Below are 17,976 nucleotides of genomic sequence, written 5' to 3'. Positions count from 1 at the left end.
CTTGCCCCCACGCGAGGATGTGGAGACAAAGGCGGTGCTGAAAGCCTGTATCGCAGCGCGGGCGGCGCTGGCGGAACTTCGAGTTTCCGGCCAGCTCATTCCCAATCAAGCTGTCCTGATCAATTCGATTCCGCTGCTCGAAGCGCAGGCGAGCTCCGAGATCGAGAATATCGTCACCACGACCGACAGGCTGTTCCGCTTCGCCAATGAAGCCGGCAACCAGGCCGATCCGGCGACGAAGGAGGCACTGCGTTATCGCACGGCTCTCAGCGAAGGCTTCCAGACGCTCAAGCAGCGGCCCGTGTCGACGTCCACGGCCGTTGCCGTCTGCCGGACCATCAAGGGCGTCGAACTGGATATCCGAGCGACACCCGGTACGGCCTTGATGAACGAGGCGACGGGCACGGTCGTCTATACGCCCCCGGAAGGTCAGGCTCTGCTGCGGGAGAAACTCGCAAACTGGGAACGCTATATCCACGAGGCCGAGGATATCGATCCGCTGATCCGGCTGGCCGTGATGCACTACCAGTTTGAGGCGATCCATCCCTTTACCGACGGCAACGGCCGGACCGGCCGGGTGCTGAACCTGCTCTACCTCGTCGACAAGGGCCTGCTCGACATCCCAGTGCTCTATCTCAGCCGCGACATTATCGGCAACAAGCGCGCCTATTACGACCGACTCCTCGCCGTCACGACCGAGTCCGCATGGCAGGACTGGATCCTCTACATGCTCGAGGCGGTCCGCGAGACGGCCAACTGGTCGACAGCGCGCATTCGCGCAATTCGCGACTTGCTGGACCAGACCGCAGACCAAATTCGACGCGATCTGCCGAGGATCTATTCGCGCGAGCTGGCCGAGGTGATCTTCGTGAACCCCTACTGCCGGATCGGCGACCTGGTGTCGGCCGGCATCGCCAAGCGACAGGCGGCGTCGGTCTATCTGAAGACCCTTGCCGAGCACGGACTGCTGCAGGAGATGAAGGCCGGGCGGGAAAACCTCTACATCAACCCGGCGCTGCTGTCGCTTCTCAGCGACCGGCCGCCGGCGAAGCCAGATGGCTGAGACGCTCGAGAGCCATTGGTTCAATCTGCCGGCGTCTAGTGACGGGCCTCCGCTATCGAGAGGCGATCTGCGCATTCCAATCTTCCGCTTCCGGCCAAAGTCGCAAGAATCCGGCTCCCGCAGTGCCCGCAATCTCGCGGAGTCGCGCAGCGTACGCGTCGCCCTGGTCGTTTGCGTCGCAGGCAGCCACAATCAACGAACCCGGCCGCGCAGCGAGGGCTCTGATGTACTGGTCGCTGGCCGGCGCCCACCCTCCCCCGGTGCTGGCGTAGATGCTGTCGACGCGACAGCCTTCGATCGCGGCGAGGCTCATTGCGTCGATCGCGGCCTCCGTGACGCAAAGTCGCCGGGCACTTTCTTCGCCCAGTTGGAAAAGCGTCTTTGAGCCGCCAGCAGCGAAGCCCCGCCAGTTCGGACCCCGTTCCTCCCAGCCGACCACGCCGCTTACAGGATCCAGGTGCGCGGCCCACATCGAACCCCTCGGTCCTTCTCGCAATCTGCCCGCCGCGGCCGCTCGCTCAACAACCGAAGCGGGGATGCCGCGAGCTTCGGTCAGATAGACCCACGCCTCGGATCCGGGGGTTGGAGGAGACCGCTCGGCCCAACGCTTGGACGGAGCGACACTGGTACCCCGTCGCGATTTGCGTTGCCATACCGGATCGCGCGGAACGAAGCCCACAAGCTCAGCGACGACCTGCACCGCACTCGGGAATCCGTCGGCCCCGAGATGCTGGGCAAGAGAGTAGACGTCGCCCTTCGCCTGTGAAGTGGGATCGAACCAGCCTCGGCCGTGATGGTTGACGATGATGATTTCGCCGTCCGCGCGTCGATACTTGATAGCGCGGGACGTGCTTTCGCGAAGGTCGACCTTCCAGCCGCGGCTCTCCAGGAGAGCGGAGCAGGGGACCTTTTCCTTGATCTGATCTCGGTCATACTCAGCCATGCGGGAGGTCCTTTCCCTGCCGGTCGGCCGACGACACCGTTACAGCTGTTACCCAACTTCGCCAACCTATTGACGTTTCGCACATTTCTTCCGTTTGAAGCCGGTCAGCCCTCTTGGGAGCTGCGAGGCATTGCCAGGCGGCTCGAACAGTTACAGCTGTAACCCCACCGCGCCGTTCATGAGTCGCTGTCGCGTGCCCGCTTGAGAGCACCATCGGCAAGTCCAAAGAGGCTCTTTTCGAGATGCAAGCTCCCCTCGACGGCACGGTCAATCATTGCGCGGAAGTACCCTCCCGGACTGGAGATCTGCTCTGGGCTCCTCATCGACTTCTCGAGAACCGTAACCAAGATGGCCGCCGCCGCGTAGCGGCCCACCTTGCCCGCCCCGTCGAGCCAGGCAGCTTCCGACAGTCCGATCATGACGCGCATGATTTCGGCGGAGTCGGTGAGTTCTGGCCAGGTCTTAAACGATCGGCCTGTAACCTCGCAAGATTCCGGACATGCCGAACGAATTAGGGCCACTGAGACCGATGAAAGAACCTCGGACTGGATTTCGCCGGCGCTCCGCGAGACCTTTGCTCTCGGTAGGCGTTGCCTCGACGGTCGATTTACCTCACGCTTTTTTTCGGTTGGAGGAACGACCGCAATGCGGTCGTTCTCTGAGGTGGAGGAGTCTCGCTCGTTAGAGCGAGGCGGTTCATGGTTACTTTCAAATGAGTTTTGAGGGGTTGTATTAATATTAGGAATGACATGGATGTCACCCTCGCCTGACATTTTGTGAGGAACATACTCCTCAGTCACCTCCGTGAGAACTCGCCGATAAAGTACGTCGAGCGACTGCCCTTCGATCTCATTCCCCTGCCCTTGCCGTTTGATCTGCTCCAGCTCCGCCAACCAGGCCTGGGCCCTTTCCGGATAAGCCTCAGAAGCGTCGACAATGGCCCGCGCCAGCCGCGTCGTCGCCCGCCGAGCCTCCTGTTCGCTGTTCAATCGTGCCTGGAAGTCATCCACCAGGCGCTTCAGCTCGTGGATCCTCACCCGGGCCGGCGTAAAGTCCAGACCATAGCCCTTCTCGATCTCACCATCCTTGTCTCGATAGATAAAGCGCCGGCCCGTCGGGCTGTCACGATAGGCGACGATCCCCGCTTCGACCAAACGACGGATACAGCGAGAAACCTGGCGCACTGATCTCGCGGTGTACTCGGCAAGCTTCGCATTTGAGATCGCAACGATCGGACGGTTCGCGCCTTTCCAATCATCCGCTCGCGAGAGCCCTATGAGGATATCCATGATGTGATAGGTCGATCCGTCGATCCCCAGGACGGGCGCCGCCTTCTTAAGGATAACCGCGACCTCCGCCTTCGATACCTCCGGCACATCGTTCGCCATGGCGAGCCGAGCGCTTGCGAGTATCCCCGGGGTGACGCGCCGAAACGACGCGATTTCTGTAGCCTGGGCCATAGCCAGCCGTTCCGCGACCCATCAGCCGCGGCTCCATCACTTGAGTGGATGAAAAGCCAGCAAATCGGCGCACACGATCATGCCCCGACTGGAAACCAGGGCTTGATTGTGCAAGTGCCCCGTCATAGAATCAGTTTGTTACCGCTGATGCTGACGGAACGAGACCGTTCTGTTGGCTAGGGATTGAAGGGCTTGCCGATTGCAGTCGGTGAGCCCTTTTCCTATTTCGCGTGTCAGGTCATGACTTCGCTCCTTGTTCCGAGCGTTTGAATTCCTCCACGAGCTGAGGCAGCCGTTCGATCAGCCACGCTGAGAGGCCAGGTGCCGGAGCATGTGGAATTGAAATCTGAGTGACCTTCGGCGTCCGCTTGGTTGTCACCGAGAGCCCGCCGCCGAGATCAAGCTGTCGTGCTTGCTCCGTCGCGTCGGTGCGCCGATCGAGAATTTGAAGCACGCCAGCAAACCGGTGGTCGCTGCTCAGAGACTGCCATATTTCTGAAGCGACCAATCCATTGACGGCGGAGTTCGCGTCGGCGGGAAGCTTCTGATCCTTGAAGAACGATCCAAGCTTTTCCCATTTCGGCCGACCGACAGACGGTGCTGGCCCGATCTTGCGAACGAGCCCTTCCGGAAGGGCGGCGGCGACCGAGGTCAAAATTGAAATGTATGCGAGGCCCTTCGCTTCGCCGCGACCCAGCGCTTTCGCGATCGTCTCCCGTGTGAACCCTCGCTTCTTCAGCTCGGCCGCAAAGAGCGCCTGTTCGATGAATGACAGGTTCGCACGCTCGGTGTTCTCGATGCCCTGCGCGACGACGAGCTGCTCGTCGGTGAGCGCCATGACGACCGCTCGCACGGGGATTCCCAGGATCTGGCAGGCGCGCAACCGGCGATGTCCAAAAGCCACTTGATAGGCGCCGACCTTCTCAGGGAGGGGGCGAACAAGTATGGGTAGCTTCTGGCCTTCACTTCGTATGCTTTCGACGAAAAGCAGGAATTGCGGGTCGCCCTCAAGGTCCATTCGGTCGCGGACGAACGAGGGGACGATCAGAGCGGGATCGAGCTCCACCACCGCCTCGGCCGACTGTAGCTGTGCGCGCAGGCGCTCGTTCTCGGCTTCGACTGTCGAGAACGATTGCTGCATCGACTTCACCGCGCCGGACATGCCGGCCGAGCTGGCACGCGACTTGTCCACGGCGGGGGAGGGCAGGTGCTTTTCGAGTTCGGAACGATCGACATTGCCGAACAGGTGCTTCATGCGATTGGAGCGATCTTTCGCGTTCGTCACGTCCGCCCCCATACTTGTTTGACGTGGTTCAGAATCTCCCGATTGACGGCATCCACTGACTCGATCGCACGGCTGAGCGTGTCCCGCCCCACCGCCCCTCTTGCCATCTCGTAGAGGCTTTTTTTCTCCAACCCGGCATTCGCGATAGCCGTTGTCTCCACCACGACTGGCGCAAGGACGTCCTCGCCGAACAGGGATCGCAAGAGTGCGACGATGTTTACCTGGGGCACGTCATGGGGATTGTGCCGTGTCAACACGTAGCGGATGAAATCGTGTTCGAGAGTCCCGCCGTTCTCCTGAATGACCTGCAGGATGTCGCTGGTCATCTTGAGAAACTGATTCATGCTCGACACGTCGAGCATGGCAGGATGAACCGTCACAAGTAGCGCCGTGGCCGCGTACAGGGCACCGAGCGTGAGATATCCTAGCTGGGGCGGCGCATCGATAAGGACGACGTCATAGTCATCCTCAACGCTGCCGATTACCGATCGCAGCCTGCGGAAGAACATCGCTTCGCCGCGGCCATCGCCACGAGCAATCGCTTGCGGGGTCTCGTGCTCATACTCCATCAGCTCAAGATTGCCCGGTACGAGATCAATGCCGTCGAAGTAGGTCTTGCGAATGACGTCCTTCAAGGGCACCCGTAAATCGTCGTCGTACCGGATTGCGCCGTAGACGGTCTGGTTATCGTCGACGTCAAGCTCGGGCTGAAAGCCGAACATCGTCGACAGAGACGCCTGCGGATCGAGATCGATCGCGAGAACGCGCAATCCCTCTAGCGCAAGGAAATGCGCCAGATGGATCGTGGTCGTCGTTTTCGCCGATCCACCCTTGAAATTGGCAATTGCTATGATCTGCAACTTTTCGCCGGCGCGGCGCCGGGGCAGGAACGTCAGAGCTTCCTTGGGTCGCTTATTCGCGAGGTGCTCGCGGATCTCGTTGATTTGAGCGAGCGTATAGGCGCGGCGACGGTTGTCCTTCCCGTGCAGTTCGGGAACAGCACTCTCGCCATCCAGGGACATCTGCCTGAGTGTGGATTCCGCGATCCCAACCATCGTCGCCGCCTCACGCGAGGTGAATGTCTTTAGCGACTTTTTGGCCTCGGGCGGGTAGAGCTGGGCACGTAGTGCCTGCAGCTGCGCGGCCAGCAGCTGCGAGTGCCGCGTGATCTTCGCGATTGAGGGCTCGCTCTCCAGTTTCTTTGCCATCGCTCCGACCTTCGCGCTCACGACGGAAAACTCCTGATAATCGAATAAAAAGCGTCGACGGACGATTGCCCGATTCCCGACGCCGGTCAAACTTTATTTGGTTAACAACTACTTAACAGCAGCGATCGGCCGGTCAGTTGACGCCGATATCTCGCCCAAGTTTTTGGTGTGGTTTCAATCACTTATAATTTCCGCTATTTTCCGTGTTCCTTGTTTGTTTCCCCCGTTTATTCTCAGGGCGATTGGGCCAACTGGGACAACCGATCATCTGCCTTTTGGTCACCGGCTGAGGTGCGACTCGCCCGAATACGTCCCCGTTTATTCTACACTCCAGCGATCCCGCTCTTTGTGATGACCTCCGACCTCCCACCATGACGTTGGAGGTTGCATTCGATGTGGCTGCGCGCCGTTCGCCAGGCTTCAAGCGCGATTGATCGACGTCTCGTCGACGAACAGCATCATCTCCGAGCCCGCGTCTTCGCTGGCCGCCTCGGCTGGTGTGTCGACGTCTACGATGGCCGCGAGAAGGATCACTACGACGCCTTCGATCCCACCTACATCCTCGCCCTGACGGACCAAGGAACGGTCGCCGGCGGCGCCCGGCTGTTGCCGGCAACCGGTCCCAACATGCTGGAGCGGACCTTTCCACAGCTGCTGGCTGCCGGGCGGCTCGATCCCCATTCTGGCATGGTCGAAAGCTCGCGATTTTGCGTCAACACCGCGCTCGAGGAGGGCCGGGGAGGGGGTGCAATCCACGAGGCCACTCTCAGCCTGTTCGCCGGTATCATCGAATGGTCGCTGGCGAACGGCTATAGCGAGATCGTCACAGCAACCGATCTGCGTTTCGAACGTATCCTGAGGCGCGTCGGCTGGCCCATGCGGAGGCTCGGAGAGCCTCGCCGTATCGGAAACACGACGGCGATCGCGGGAGCACTTCCAGCGGACCTTCCGAGCTTCGAACGTCTGCGTCCGGACAGCTATCGGTCGGCAATCGCGCCGGCGCAGCATCGGGCGGCGTGAGGACCGCGCCGTGGCCCAACTCCGCTCCCATCCGCGGCTCCTGCGCAAATTGCAGGAGGCCCTCGGCGACCAGCTTTGCGTTGCCCTCGACGACCCGACCGTCGTCGAGATCATGCTCAATCCGGATGGACGGCTGTTCATCGAGCGCCTCGGCCACGGCATTGCGCCGGCCGGCGAGATGACGGCCGCGACCGCCGAAATCATCATTGGCAGCGTTGCCCATGCGCTTCAATCCGAAGCGGACGACGAGCGCCCGATCATCTCTGGCGAGCTGCCGATCGGCGGTCATCGATTCGAGGGCGTGCTGCCCCCGGTCGTCGCAGCCCCGAGCTTCACCATTCGACGGAGAGCCTCACGCCTGATCCCACTCGATGACTACGTGTCGTCGAAGGTGATGACGGAGGTCCAGGCGCAAGTGATCCGCAGCGCGATCTCCGCGCGGCTGAACATCGTGATCTCGGGAGGCACGGGTTCGGGCAAGACCACGCTCGCCAACGCGGTCATCGCGGAGATCGTGCGCACGGCCCCGGAAGACCGTCTGGTCATCCTCGAGGACACGGCGGAGATCCAGTGCGCGGCCGAGAATGCCGTGACGCTCCACACGAGCGACACGGTCGACATGGGGCGGTTGCTCAAAAGCACCATGCGTCTTCGCCCCGACCGGATCGTCGTGGGCGAGGTCCGTGACGGCGCTGCGCTCACCTTGCTGAAGGCCTGGAACACCGGCCATCCGGGCGGCGTCACCACGATTCACTCCAACACCGCGATGTCGGCGCTGCGCCGACTCGAGCAGCTTACCGCTGAGGCAAGCCAACAGCCCATGCGCGAGGTGATCGGTGAGGCCGTCGACCTCATCGTCTCGATCGAACGCATGCCCAAGGGGCGGCGCGTGCGCGACGTCGTCCATGTCGAACGCTTCGCCGGCGGCCAGTACGAGACCGAAAACCACCATCAGATCGAGGACGACCGCCATGTCGCGTAGCGGCTATCATCTCCTGACCGGCGCGCTCCTGGCGCTTACGCTCGGCCTCCTGGCCGAGCCCGCCATGGCGGCTGGCGGCGGCGGCCTGCCGTGGGAAGGGCCGCTACAGCAGATTCAGCAGTCCATCACTGGTCCTGTCGCCGGCTTCATCGCACTTGCGGCCGTCGCGGTCGCCGGTGGGATGCTGATCTTCGGCGGCGAGCTGAACGATTTTGCGCGACGGCTCATGTATGTGGTCCTCGTCGCCGGAATTCTGCTCGGTGCCACCCAGATCGTCGCCCTGTTCGGCTCGACGGGTGCCTCGATTGGCGATGACGCGCCAGCGTACGGTGTCACCCTTCGGGGAGGGGAGGGGGCGCATGGCTGAGCTCGACTCCAGCCTCGCCCGTTCGCGCATCCATCGCGCGCTGTCGCGCCCGAACCTGCTGATGGGCGCCGATCGCGAACTCGTGCTCCTCACCGGGCTTGCGAGCGCCATCCTCATCTTCGTGGTGCTGACCTGGTACGCGGCGCTGTTCGGCCTCGTCATCTGGCTGGTCGCGGTCGCAGCCCTGCGGATGATGGCAAAGGCCGATCCACTGATGCGGCGGGTCTATGTGCGCCACATCGGCTATTGCCCCGTTTACCGGGCGACTTCCACGCCCTGGCGGCGCTTCTGAGCATGGCCGCGCTGCGCTCCTTCCGTCACTCAGGGCCGTCCTTTGCCGATCTCGTGCCCTATGCGGGCCTTGTGGCGAACGGCGTCATCCTGCTGAAGGACGGCAGTCTGATGGCCGGCTGGTACTTTGCCGGGCCGGACAGCGAGAGTTCGACCGATGTCGAACGCAACGACATCTCACGTCAGATCAACGCGATTCTGGCGCGGCTCGGGTCGAACTGGATGATCCAGGTTGAAGCTGTCCGGGTCCCGACGACGGACTATCCGGCAGATGATGTCTGTCACTTCCCCGATTCAGTGACCCGGGCGATCGACGCCGAACGGCGGGCGCATTTCGAGCGGGAGCAGGGCCACTATGAGTGCCAGCATGCCATAATCCTGACCTTTCGGCCGCCGGAGCGTCGGCGATCGGGGCTGACCCGCTACGTCTATTCCGATGCTGGGAGCCGATCCGCCTCCTATGCGGATACGGCGCTCGACAGCTTCCAGACGTCGATCCGCGAGATCGAGCAGTATCTCGCAAATGTCGTCTCGCTGCGTCGGATGGTCACGCAGGAAGTCGAGGAGCGCGGAGGAACACACGTCGCCCGCTACGACGAGCTCTTCCAGTTCATCCGCTTCTGCATCACCGGCGAGAACCATCCGGTCCGCCTGCCGGACATTCCGATGTATCTCGACTGGCTGGCAACAGCCGAGCTCCGCCACGGCGTCACGCCGATGGTCGAGAACCGCTTCCTCGGCATCGTCGCGATCGACGGCCTGCCGGCCGAAAGCTGGCCGGGCATCCTCAATGCCCTCGACCACATGCCGCTCACCTATCGCTGGTCAAGCCGATTCATTTTCCTCGACGTTGAAGAGGCAAGGGCGCGCCTCGAGCGTACCCGGAAGAAATGGCAGCAGAAGGTGCGGCCATTCTTTGACCAACTGTTCCAGACTCAAAGTCGGTCGGTCGACCAGGACGCCATGATGATGGTGGCGGAGACCGAGGACGCCATCGCCGAGGCCTCCTCGCAGCTCGTCGCCTATGGCTACTACACCCCGGTGATCGTGCTTTTCGACGACAGGGCCGACCGTCTGCGCGAGCATTGCGAGGCGATCCGCCGCTTGATCCAGGCGGAAGGCTTCGGCGCCCGCATCGAGACGCTCAACGCCACGGACGCCTATCTCGGCAGCCTGCCAGGCAATTGGTATGCAAACATCCGCGAGCCGCTGATCAACACGCGCAACCTCGCCAATCTGATCCCGCTCAACTCGGTTTGGTCGGGAAGCCCAACCGCTCCTTGCCCTTTCTATGCCGCCGGATCGCCGCCGCTCATGCAGGTGGCGAGCGGCTCGACCCCGTTCCGCCTCAACCTCCATGTCGACGACGTCGGCCATACGCTGGTGTTCGGACCAACCGGCTCCGGCAAGTCGACGCTGCTGGCGCTCATCGCCGCGCAGTTCCGACGCTATGAGGATGCGCAGGTCTTCGCTTTCGACAAGGGCCGCTCGATGCTGCCGCTGACCTTCGCCGTCGGCGGCGACCACTATGAGATAGGCGGCGAGGCGACAGGGGAGGGGAGGGCGCTCGCCTTCTGCCCGCTTGGCGAGCTCGGCACCGATGCCGACCGCGCCTTCGCGTCGGAATGGATCGAGACGCTGGTGACGCTGCAGGGCGTGAGCGTCACTCCCGATCATCGCAACGCCATCTCCCGGCAGATCGGCCTGTTGGCCGAGGCCAAGGGCCGCTCGCTATCCGATTTCGTCTCTGGTGTGCAGATGCGCGAGCTCAAGGACGCGCTGCGCCACTACACGGTCGACGGCCCGATGGGCCAGCTTCTCGACGCCGAGGAAGACGGGCTCGCCCTCGGCAGCTTCCAGTGTTTTGAGATTGAAGAGCTCATGAACATGGGCGAGCGCAATCTCGTGCCTGTCCTCACCTATTTGTTCCGGCGCATCGAGAAGCGTCTCACCGGCGCACCAAGCCTGATCATCCTCGACGAAGCCTGGTTGATGCTCGGCCATCCGGTGTTCCGCAGTAAGATCCGCGAATGGCTGAAGGTTCTGCGCAAGGCCAACTGCGCCGTGGTGCTCGCGACCCAGTCGATCTCGGATGCCGAACGCTCGGGCATCATCGACGTCCTGAAGGAGAGTTGCCCGACCAAGGTATGTCTGCCGAACGGATCGGCCCGAGAGCCGGGCACGCGAGAATTCTACGAGCGCATCGGATTCAACAGCCGGCAGATTGAGATCGTCGCAACCGCTCTTCCCAAGCGTGAGTACTACGTCGCCTCGCCTGTCGGCCGCCGCCTGTTCGACATGGCGCTCGGCCCGGTCGCTCTGGCCTTCGTCGGCGCCTCCGGCAAGGACGATCTCAAGCGCATCAGCGTCCTCCATTCCGAACACGGGACCGACTGGCCCCGCCACTGGCTCGAGCAAAGGGGGATCGCCCATGCCGCCTCTCTCCTCCCGAACGTCTGATCCTCGCGCCCTGGCGGCCGCGGCATTCCTCGCCGCCTGGGCGAGCCTCGCCCCCATGGACAGCGCGTGCGCCGGCGGCGGTGGCATCACCGGTGGCGCCACCGAATGGACCCAGATCGCCAACAATGCCGAGCTCGTCAGCCTCGTCGGCAACTCGGCCGAACAAATCAACAACCAGGTCACCCAGATCACTCAGCTTGCCGAGCAAATTCAGAACCAACTGAAGATCTACTCAAATATGCTGCAGAATACGGCGCAGTTGCCGAACCATGTCTGGGGACAGATCGAAAACGATCTCGGTCGCCTCCAGAACATCGTCGCACAGGGACAAGGCATCGCCTTCTCCATGGGCAATGCCGACGACGTTCTGAAGCAACGATTCCAGTCCTTCTCGGATTTCAAAAGCAATCTGCCGAACGGGGCCTCCTTCTCGTCGACCTATGAGGGATGGTCGAATACCAACCGCGATACCATCGCCGGCACTCTCAAAGCGGCGAGCCTCACCGCGGAGCAGTTCGGAAGCGAAGAATCCACCATGTCCTCGCTTCGCTCAATGTCGGAGGGTGCCGATGGCCAAATGAAGGCTCTGCAGGTCGGCCATCAGATCGCCGCCCAGGAGGTGGCACAGCTCCAGAAGCTGCGTGGCCTCGTCTCCCAGCAAGTGACGATGATGGGTACCTGGTATCAGTCCGAGCTGGCTCAGAAGGACCTGGCCCAGGCCCGACGCGAGGACTTCTTCCGCTCGAGCGCACCCTCCACTTCGGGCGGGCAGGAGATGCAGCCGAAATGGTGATGTTCAGATCCCTGATCATTGTCGCGTTGAGCCTGACCCTCGGTCTCGCGGGCATCGGACTCTGGTTTTTGCTTCCTTCACCGGACGCCGGGCCAGCTTCCCCCAAGGCGGCGGCCACACCGCAGAAACGCGCGCAAGACTTCTTCGGCAGCGGGAAGCGCTACGACATGGAGAACGGCCAGGAGTTGCGACCGCGATGGTAAGGCGTGAGCTCCTACCCAGCCTAGGCATCGCTGGTCTCGTCCTGATTGGTTGCGTTCTCCTGAGCGATCCGGCGCTGGCACAGGACGGAAGAGTGCTGGATACGCTCGAGAACCAGATCGTGACGGCGGCAAAGGGCTGGGAGACGACCGTCATGAACGCCGCCCGCTCATTGTTCTGGATCCTCGCCGGGATCGAGATCGGCATCGCCGCTGTCTGGCTCGCGCTTCAGGCCGCCTCGCTGGACAGCTGGTTCGCCGAGCTGGTGCGGCGGATCATGTTCATCGGCCTCTTTGCTTTCGTGCTCGATCAGGGACCGGCGATCGCGAAAGCCGTCGTGGACAGCCTGTTCCAAATCGGCGCCGGCAGCGGATCGGCCTCACCGGCGAATGTCTTCAATGCCGGCCTCACCGTTGCGTCGAAGATGTCGGAGAAGATCAGCTTCGGGCTGTTCGAGGACAACGCCCTCGCGCTCTCCGCCTCACTTGCCATGATCGTCAGCGTCATCGCCTTCTCGCTCGTGGCTGCGATCTTCGTCTCCGTCCTGGTCGAGATGTATGTCGGCCTGCTCGCCGGCATGATCATGCTCGGTCTAGGCGGATCCTCCTTCACCAAGGACTTTGCCGTCCGTTATCTGGTCTACGCTTTCAGCGTCGGCATGAAGCTGATGGCCTTGGTCATGATCGCCCGCATCGGCTCCGAGGTGCTGATCGGCCTCGCCAATGATGCGTCGGTCGGTGACCAGTACCAGACGGCACTCGCCATCGCAGGCATAGCCGTCGTGGTGTTCGTCATCGCAATGTATGTGCCTGCGATACTTCAGGGCGTGGTGCAGGGCGTCTCCGTCACCGGCGGTATGGAGACCATTCGCCACGGCGCTCAAGCCGCGAACTTCGCCCTCGCCACTTCGGTCGGGGGCGGCTCGCTCGCTTGGGGCGCTGCCAAGGCCGGCGCGGCAGGTTACTCGGACGCACGTGCGCAAGGTTCTTCCATGGCCGGAGCCGCCCTCAAGGGCATGGCGAGCGGCATGGGCGCTGCCGGCGGCGCAGTTGCCGCGGCAGCCCGCGACCAGGCGATGGACGCCCGCGGCGCCTTCGGCACCTCCACCCTCGGCCTCGCCAACGCCAAGCTCGACGAGGCCCGGAAGTCGTCCCCCGGGAACAGAGGAAAGTAGTGATGCACTTGCAGCGCTGCTCGAACACACGGAGGCCGCATGGCCGCGCGTAGTACACCGGACAACCCCTATCTCGCGGCGAAACAGGAGTGGAACGAGCGTTACGGATCCTACGTCCGCACGGCCGCAGCCTGGCGGCTGGTCGGCATCACTGGCCTCGTCATGGCACTTGTCAGCAGTTCCTACGCCTTGTTCCAGAGCACACAGGTAAAGCTTGTTCCTTATATCGTCGAGGTCGACAAGCTCGGCACGGCCGTAAGCGCCGGTACTCCGCAGCAGATTGAGTATGCGGACCCGCGCGTGGTGCGCGCGACGCTGGGCTCGTTCATCTCGAACTTCCGATCCGTCACGCCCGATGCCGTGGTGCAGAAGGGGTATATCGACCGCACCTACGCCATGCTGCGGACCTCGGATCCCGCGACCGAGAAGATCAATGGTTGGTTCCGCTCGAGCTCGCCTTTCGAAAAGGCAAAGAACGCGACCATCGCAATCGAGGTCAACAATATCGTCGCCCTCTCACCTCAGTCCTGGCAGATCGACTGGACCGAGTTCGAGCGCGATCGCAAAGGCAAGGAGACAGCGGTTCGCCGCTTCCGCGGCATCGCTTCCGTTACACTTACTCCGCCCCAGGACGAAGCCACCATTCGCCTCAATCCCATCGGTCTTTACCTGCGCGACTTCGACTGGACGGCGCAGCTCTGAAAGGCATCGACCCGCACATGAACGTCTCGACGCGGCGGTCTCGGGCCGCACTCTTTTCCATGACGATTCTCGCCTCCTGCGCATCATTTTCGTGGGACGCCTGCGCCCAGGGCATAACGAGCAATGAAGCCAAAGGTATTGGTCTTTCCGGCCAATGGCGTGGAGGTCGGGGACTGGTGACCCGCGGCCCCGACGGCAAGGTCATCTTTCTCTACGGTGAGGTCCAGCCCTCGGTGGTCTGTTCGCCGCTTCAGGTCTGCGACATCGAGCTCCAGGCGGGCGAGGTCGTCCGCGACGTGCTGGTCGGCGACACCGTGCGCTGGAAGGTGGAGCCCGCCACTTCCGGCGCCGCCGGCGGCCAGTCTATCCATCTCATCGTCAAGCCATCCGAGCCCGGCCTCGTCACCTCCATGGTGGTCACCACCTCGCGTCGCACCTACCACATCCAGCTCAAGTCCCATTCGACGCAGTACATGGCACGCGTCGGCTTCGAGTACCCCGAAGACGTCTCGGCAAGTCTCGCCGACATCAATGCTCGCCTCGAGGCGAGCACCCTCCCGGGCGCCGGAGTGCCGGCCGACCAGCTGAATTTCGCCTATTCGCTGTCAGGCAATGCCCGATGGCGGCCGACGCGCGTCTATTCGGACGGAATCAAGACCTACATCCAATTCCCCAGCTCCGTCTCGGCCCAGGACGCCCCGGTCCTGTTCGTCACATCCGGAGGCCAGAATCGAATCGTCAACTATCGGATGAGTGGTGACATGATGGTGGTCGACTATGCCATCGACCGCGCGGTGCTGGTCTCCGGTGTCGGCTGGAATCAGGACAAAATCACAATCCGGCGGGGAGGGTGAGTACGATGCCCATTCTGCCACTTCGGCCCTACATCGCCGCCCTGCTGTTTTCTTTCGTTCTTGCTGGCTGCCAGACCCTCGGAGGTGGCGGGCTCGCCTCCAGTAGCGCGCCGGCAGAGATTTCCGGTCCCGCCGCCAGCGCCATCGCCGGCGATATGGTGAGCCGCCTGGCCGAGCAGATCGGCCCGGGAACGGCCACGGTGGCGCTGAAGCAGGATGCCTCTCCCTTCGGCCAGGCGCTGGAGGCTTCACTCAAGGGCTGGGGCTACGCTGTCATCACCGACCAGAAGACGGACGGAAAGCAGGACCTCGTTCCGCTCGCCTATCTCATCGCGCCCTTCGATGGTCAGGTGTTGGCCCGCTTGTCCACCAGCAACGTCGAGATCGGCCGGGCCTACATCGTCACGGCAGCCGGCGCGACGCCTGCAAGCCCGCTATCAGTCATGCGGCGCGGATAGGGGAGGGGACCATCGTGCAATCGCTCAAGCTCGGCGGCACACCGACCGAGGAAAGCAAAAGCATCCGACGTATCAATCGGCTGCCGATCATCATCGTAATCGTGCTGGTCGTGGCCTTCCTTAGCGTGATTTTCTATGGCCTGGCCTCCCGTGGGCTATACGGCCCCAGTTCAACGGGCCTCAGCCAATCCTCTGGCGCCCCAGCCTCGACCTTCGCCGACCAGCTCAAGCGCGGTGTGAGCGACGGTATCATTGGAGACCCCGCTTCGACGCCCTCTTTCCAGCCTCAGCCTACGGCCGATACGAAGCAGGTGGCCTCCTCGAACCCGTTCTCGCCGCAGCCGAAGCAGGCCGAGCCACAGAAGGCGTCGGCGCTGGAACCCGAAGCGGTCTGGCGCGCCCGCCTTGAGCGCGAGCAGGAGGAGCAGTATCTACGCGAGTATCATCGTCAGCAAATGGCACGCATCCAGGCGAATGAAGCCGCCTATGACGCTCCGCTCGCCATCGATCGAAGCAAGCTCGAAGGGAAAGCAGGAACTGGAGGCTCATCGACTTCCCGCACAAATGGCGGCGCTCGATCCGCTTCGGTGGGGGATCTCTACGGCGCGGCACTCGCCGCTGGCCTTGCCGGGCAGCGGGTCGATCCGAACGGACAGACGCAGAAAGGAGCCTTCCTCAACGCGGACCTGAAGGAGCTTGGTTATCTGCCAAATCAGGTCGTGCCGCAGCAGTCTCTTTATGAACTCAAGCGTGGCTCGGTCATTCCGGCAACACTGATCACCGGCATCAATTCCGATCTGCCCGGCCGGATTACCGCGCAGGTCAGCCAGAACGTCTATGATTCAGCGACCGGACACCGACTGCTGATCCCGCAAGGCGCCAAACTATTCGGCCGATACGACAGCAAAGTGTCGTTCGGACAGTCGCGTGTTCTTGTCGTCTGGACCGATCTCATCTTTCCAAACGGGTCGACCCTGCAGATCGGAGGCATGGCCGGCGTCGATGGGGCGGGCTATGGCGGCTTCAAGGACCAAGTCGACAATAAATATCTGCAGACCTTCGGCTCGGCGATCCTCATCGCCTTGATCGGCACGGGTATCGACCTCGCGATCCCGCCGAACCAGAACAACGTCGGAAACTCCATGACCCCGGAGGACGCAGCGCGGATCAACTTCGCGGAGACCTTCGGCCGCGTCGCCGAGCAGACCATCAACAAAAACCTCGAGGTGCAGCCCACCCTCGAAATCCGCCCAGGATACCAGTTCAATGTCCTGGTCGACCAAGATATGATCTTCCCCCAAGCCTATCGGGGATAGTCTAGCCCAACGGCGCTGTCGGACCGGCGACTCACTTTACCTCTATTTCCCCTATGACGGCCCGAGCGCTGCGAATGGTGGCGTAGAGGAATGCTGTGGTCAGTCCGAACAACAGCATGCCGTTGAGCGACTCGAGTGCTCCCAGCATCTGCCAGCGGTCGGAAAGGCGGAGACTTGCGTGGCCGAAGGTCGTCATCGCGCCGATTGAATACAGCATCGCTGATCGCTCGTCCGGAAGAGCGCCCAGGCCCAGATAGGCGGTTGCCCAAATGGCCGCTCCCACGGCGTGCAACGCGGTCGCCGACAGCACCGTAGCGCCCACGATCGCCACAAATCTTGTCAACCGGCCGCGAACCCCACCCGCGCGCTTCAAACGTCGTTCGACGCCGAGCTCGATGGCTCCGAGGCCGATGACGTGGACGACGGAGGCGAGGCCGAACGTACCCCTCCGGCGAGTCTTTCAATTACCCACAAAGTTTGCGGCGATGCGCATGCCGAGAGCGATGTCGTTGAGGCGGTTGATGCCACGCCACATGACGATATTTCCCGGCGGAGGGTCCCGGGCTCTGTCGAGATACCCGCCGAGCCGGGCAAGGCGGTTGGCGTAGAAAGCGAGATCGGGTGTCCTCCGTTGCCCCTCTGAAACGGGCACGACGACGTCGAGGATGGCGATTTCGGTCGGTGTGAAAGCAACCTCCGCGGAGCTGTCCGGATTGGCTCGGCTCGACATAGTGATCCAGAAGACGCGCCAACTGACAACGGCGATGATCGCCAGTAGTTTGACCAACCGTTCGGCGGTGCGCAACTTCGAATCCTCGGCCTTGCAGCCGGATTTCATGATCTTGTGAAAGACTTCGATTTTCCAACGCAGGGCGTACCACGACAGTTTTTCCACAGCGTCCGCGAGCGACGACACCGGTAAGTTGGTCACCAGCCGCCAGTCGACCTTCGGCCGTCCCTCCGGCTCACCGTCTTCCGCCGCCTGGATGTAGACGAGCCGGGTCGGTGGATAGGCCTTCTGCTTGCCGATCGGTGGCAGGGTGTCTATCGAGGAAAACTTGACCGACAGGGATACCCTTTCGGGCTGGCCAGCTTCATCCGTCAACTCGATTTCATGCCGGCCAGCCCAGGGAACGTTTTCCAGTTTTTGGTACACCCGATGGGCTTTGCCGTCGTGTCGGGGTCCATCCTCGCCGCCCGCAAGCCGGTCGGTTTGAACACGAACCAGAAATGTGGTCCCCAGTTCCTGCGCCAGACAATACAGCTCGTAGATGTCGCTCTCGCGATCTCCTACGTGGACGCAACGCTCAGGCGCTGCCAGTAAGGCGTTTGACTGGCGTAGGTTTTCAAGCCAGCGATAGCTTTCCTTCACTTCGATCGGAACTCGGGTCGGATTGAC

The 17,976-nt window shown here is 62.4% G+C and carries 19 protein-coding genes; 13 read left to right on the top strand and 6 right to left on the bottom strand.

The genetic code is table 11. The annotated features are described in order from the left end of the window. Nucleotide 1 precedes the first annotated feature (1 nt). Nucleotides 2-1,063 carry a protein adenylyltransferase Fic gene (fic, locus tag V5F77_RS26630; RefSeq protein ID WP_429008130.1) on the top strand — a complete coding sequence of 354 codons (1,062 nt, stop codon included), beginning with the start codon at nt 2-4 and terminating at the stop codon, nt 1,061-1,063. Nucleotides 1,064-1,115: 52 nt separating this feature from the next. Here fic and V5F77_RS26625 read toward each other — a convergent pair whose 3' ends face one another. From V5F77_RS26625 to repA, 4 genes are all read right to left on the bottom strand, one after another. Continuing rightward, entirely contained in the window at nt 1,116-2,006 is an 891-nt protein-coding gene (locus V5F77_RS26625) for a DUF3991 and toprim domain-containing protein (RefSeq protein ID WP_429008129.1), read from the bottom strand. Nucleotides 2,007-2,182: 176 nt separating this feature from the next. Beyond that, nucleotides 2,183-3,466, bottom strand: a complete 1,284-nt coding sequence (gene repC, locus V5F77_RS26620; protein ID WP_429008128.1) for a plasmid replication protein RepC — start codon at nt 3,464-3,466, stop codon at nt 2,183-2,185. 238 nt (nt 3,467-3,704) lie between these two features. Then, complete coding sequence (gene repB, locus V5F77_RS26615) at nt 3,705-4,763, bottom strand: plasmid partitioning protein RepB (protein ID WP_429008127.1); 1,059 nt, start codon at nt 4,761-4,763, stop codon at nt 3,705-3,707. Beyond that, nucleotides 4,748-5,959 carry a plasmid partitioning protein RepA gene (gene repA, locus V5F77_RS26610; RefSeq protein WP_429008132.1) on the bottom strand — a complete coding sequence of 404 codons (1,212 nt, stop codon included), beginning with the start codon at nt 5,957-5,959 and terminating at the stop codon, nt 4,748-4,750. Before repA ends, repB begins: the two co-directional genes overlap by 16 nt. A gap of 393 nt (nt 5,960-6,352) precedes the next feature. Here repA and traI point away from each other — a divergent pair, with 393 nt between their 5' ends. Genes traI through trbI form a run of 12 tightly spaced genes read left to right on the top strand, consistent with a single transcriptional unit; the run spans nt 6,353 to nt 16,577 of the window. Further along, nucleotides 6,353-6,979, top strand: a complete 627-nt coding sequence (traI, locus tag V5F77_RS26605; RefSeq protein WP_429008126.1) for an acyl-homoserine-lactone synthase — start codon at nt 6,353-6,355, stop codon at nt 6,977-6,979. A 10-nt stretch (nt 6,980-6,989) separates the two neighbouring features. After that, on the top strand, nt 6,990-7,961 hold the full coding sequence (trbB, locus tag V5F77_RS26600) for a P-type conjugative transfer ATPase TrbB (protein WP_429008125.1): 972 nt from the start codon (nt 6,990-6,992) through the stop codon (nt 7,959-7,961). Beyond that, entirely contained in the window at nt 7,951-8,328 is a 378-nt protein-coding gene (locus V5F77_RS26595; RefSeq protein WP_429008124.1) for a TrbC/VirB2 family protein, read from the top strand. Before trbB ends, V5F77_RS26595 begins: the two co-directional genes overlap by 11 nt. Continuing rightward, nucleotides 8,321-8,620: a conjugal transfer protein TrbD gene (locus V5F77_RS26590; protein WP_429008123.1), complete on the top strand. Its 300-nt coding sequence runs from the start codon at nt 8,321-8,323 to the stop codon at nt 8,618-8,620. The genes V5F77_RS26595 and V5F77_RS26590 overlap by 8 nt, the downstream gene beginning before the upstream one ends. A gap of 2 nt (nt 8,621-8,622) precedes the next feature. Further along, nucleotides 8,623-11,079, top strand: a complete 2,457-nt coding sequence (locus tag V5F77_RS26585) for a conjugal transfer protein TrbE (protein ID WP_429008122.1) — start codon at nt 8,623-8,625, stop codon at nt 11,077-11,079. A gap of 55 nt (nt 11,080-11,134) precedes the next feature. Next, entirely contained in the window at nt 11,135-11,872 is a 738-nt protein-coding gene (gene trbJ, locus V5F77_RS26580) for a P-type conjugative transfer protein TrbJ (protein WP_429008121.1), read from the top strand. Next, entirely contained in the window at nt 11,866-12,075 is a 210-nt protein-coding gene (gene trbK / locus V5F77_RS26575; protein ID WP_429008120.1) for an entry exclusion protein TrbK, read from the top strand. Before trbJ ends, trbK begins: the two co-directional genes overlap by 7 nt. Next, on the top strand, nt 12,069-13,247 hold the full coding sequence (gene trbL, locus V5F77_RS26570; RefSeq protein WP_429008119.1) for a P-type conjugative transfer protein TrbL: 1,179 nt from the start codon (nt 12,069-12,071) through the stop codon (nt 13,245-13,247). Before trbK ends, trbL begins: the two co-directional genes overlap by 7 nt. Nucleotides 13,248-13,286: 39 nt before the next feature. Then, entirely contained in the window at nt 13,287-13,949 is a 663-nt protein-coding gene (locus V5F77_RS26565; protein ID WP_429008118.1) for a conjugal transfer protein TrbF, read from the top strand. Nucleotides 13,950-13,966: 17 nt separating this feature from the next. Further along, nucleotides 13,967-14,803: a P-type conjugative transfer protein TrbG gene (trbG, locus tag V5F77_RS26560; protein ID WP_429008117.1), complete on the top strand. Its 837-nt coding sequence runs from the start codon at nt 13,967-13,969 to the stop codon at nt 14,801-14,803. A 5-nt stretch (nt 14,804-14,808) separates the two neighbouring features. Continuing rightward, complete coding sequence (trbH, locus tag V5F77_RS26555; protein ID WP_429008116.1) at nt 14,809-15,261, top strand: conjugal transfer protein TrbH; 453 nt, start codon at nt 14,809-14,811, stop codon at nt 15,259-15,261. 11 nt (nt 15,262-15,272) lie between these two features. Further along, nucleotides 15,273-16,577 carry an IncP-type conjugal transfer protein TrbI gene (gene trbI / locus V5F77_RS26550; RefSeq protein ID WP_429008131.1) on the top strand — a complete coding sequence of 435 codons (1,305 nt, stop codon included), beginning with the start codon at nt 15,273-15,275 and terminating at the stop codon, nt 16,575-16,577. Nucleotides 16,578-16,608: 31 nt separating this feature from the next. Here the strand turns inward: trbI and V5F77_RS26545 are convergent, their stop codons facing one another. Together V5F77_RS26545 and V5F77_RS26540 are read right to left on the bottom strand one after the other, a co-directional pair. Beyond that, a complete protein-coding gene (locus tag V5F77_RS26545) occupies nt 16,609-16,908 on the bottom strand; it encodes a hypothetical protein (protein WP_429008115.1) in 300 nt (99 codons plus the stop codon). A 129-nt stretch (nt 16,909-17,037) separates the two neighbouring features. Continuing rightward, nucleotides 17,038-17,976 (bottom strand): IS4 family transposase (locus V5F77_RS26540; protein WP_429008114.1); only part of this gene is annotated, 939 nt, incomplete at its 5' end.

Origin of the sequence: Roseixanthobacter psychrophilus (genome assembly GCF_043195195.1) — a bacterium.
Taxonomy (GTDB): Bacteria; Pseudomonadota; Alphaproteobacteria; order Rhizobiales; family Xanthobacteraceae; genus NCEH01.
The sequence above is the reverse complement of the archived record's forward strand: the minus strand, read 5'-3'. Positions and strand labels throughout refer to the sequence as shown.

Coding starts and splice junctions, on each gene's coding strand:
- V5F77_RS26625 (WP_429008129.1), bottom strand. CDS start 2,006: ATGGCTGAGTATGACCGAGATCAGATCAAGGAAAAGGTCCCCTGCTCC.
- repC (WP_429008128.1), bottom strand. CDS start 3,466: ATGGCCCAGGCTACAGAAATCGCGTCGTTTCGGCGCGTCACCCCGGGG.
- repB (WP_429008127.1), bottom strand. CDS start 4,763: ATGGGGGCGGACGTGACGAACGCGAAAGATCGCTCCAATCGCATGAAG.
- repA (WP_429008132.1), bottom strand. CDS start 5,959: ATGGCAAAGAAACTGGAGAGCGAGCCCTCAATCGCGAAGATCACGCGG.
- traI (WP_429008126.1), top strand. CDS start 6,353: ATGTGGCTGCGCGCCGTTCGCCAGGCTTCAAGCGCGATTGATCGACGT.
- V5F77_RS26595 (WP_429008124.1), top strand. CDS start 7,951: ATGTCGCGTAGCGGCTATCATCTCCTGACCGGCGCGCTCCTGGCGCTT.
- V5F77_RS26590 (WP_429008123.1), top strand. CDS start 8,321: ATGGCTGAGCTCGACTCCAGCCTCGCCCGTTCGCGCATCCATCGCGCG.
- V5F77_RS26585 (WP_429008122.1), top strand. CDS start 8,623: ATGGCCGCGCTGCGCTCCTTCCGTCACTCAGGGCCGTCCTTTGCCGAT.
- trbJ (WP_429008121.1), top strand. CDS start 11,135: ATGGACAGCGCGTGCGCCGGCGGCGGTGGCATCACCGGTGGCGCCACC.
- trbK (WP_429008120.1), top strand. CDS start 11,866: ATGGTGATGTTCAGATCCCTGATCATTGTCGCGTTGAGCCTGACCCTC.
- trbL (WP_429008119.1), top strand. CDS start 12,069: ATGGTAAGGCGTGAGCTCCTACCCAGCCTAGGCATCGCTGGTCTCGTC.
- V5F77_RS26565 (WP_429008118.1), top strand. CDS start 13,287: ATGGCCGCGCGTAGTACACCGGACAACCCCTATCTCGCGGCGAAACAG.
- trbG (WP_429008117.1), top strand. CDS start 13,967: ATGAACGTCTCGACGCGGCGGTCTCGGGCCGCACTCTTTTCCATGACG.
- trbH (WP_429008116.1), top strand. CDS start 14,809: ATGCCCATTCTGCCACTTCGGCCCTACATCGCCGCCCTGCTGTTTTCT.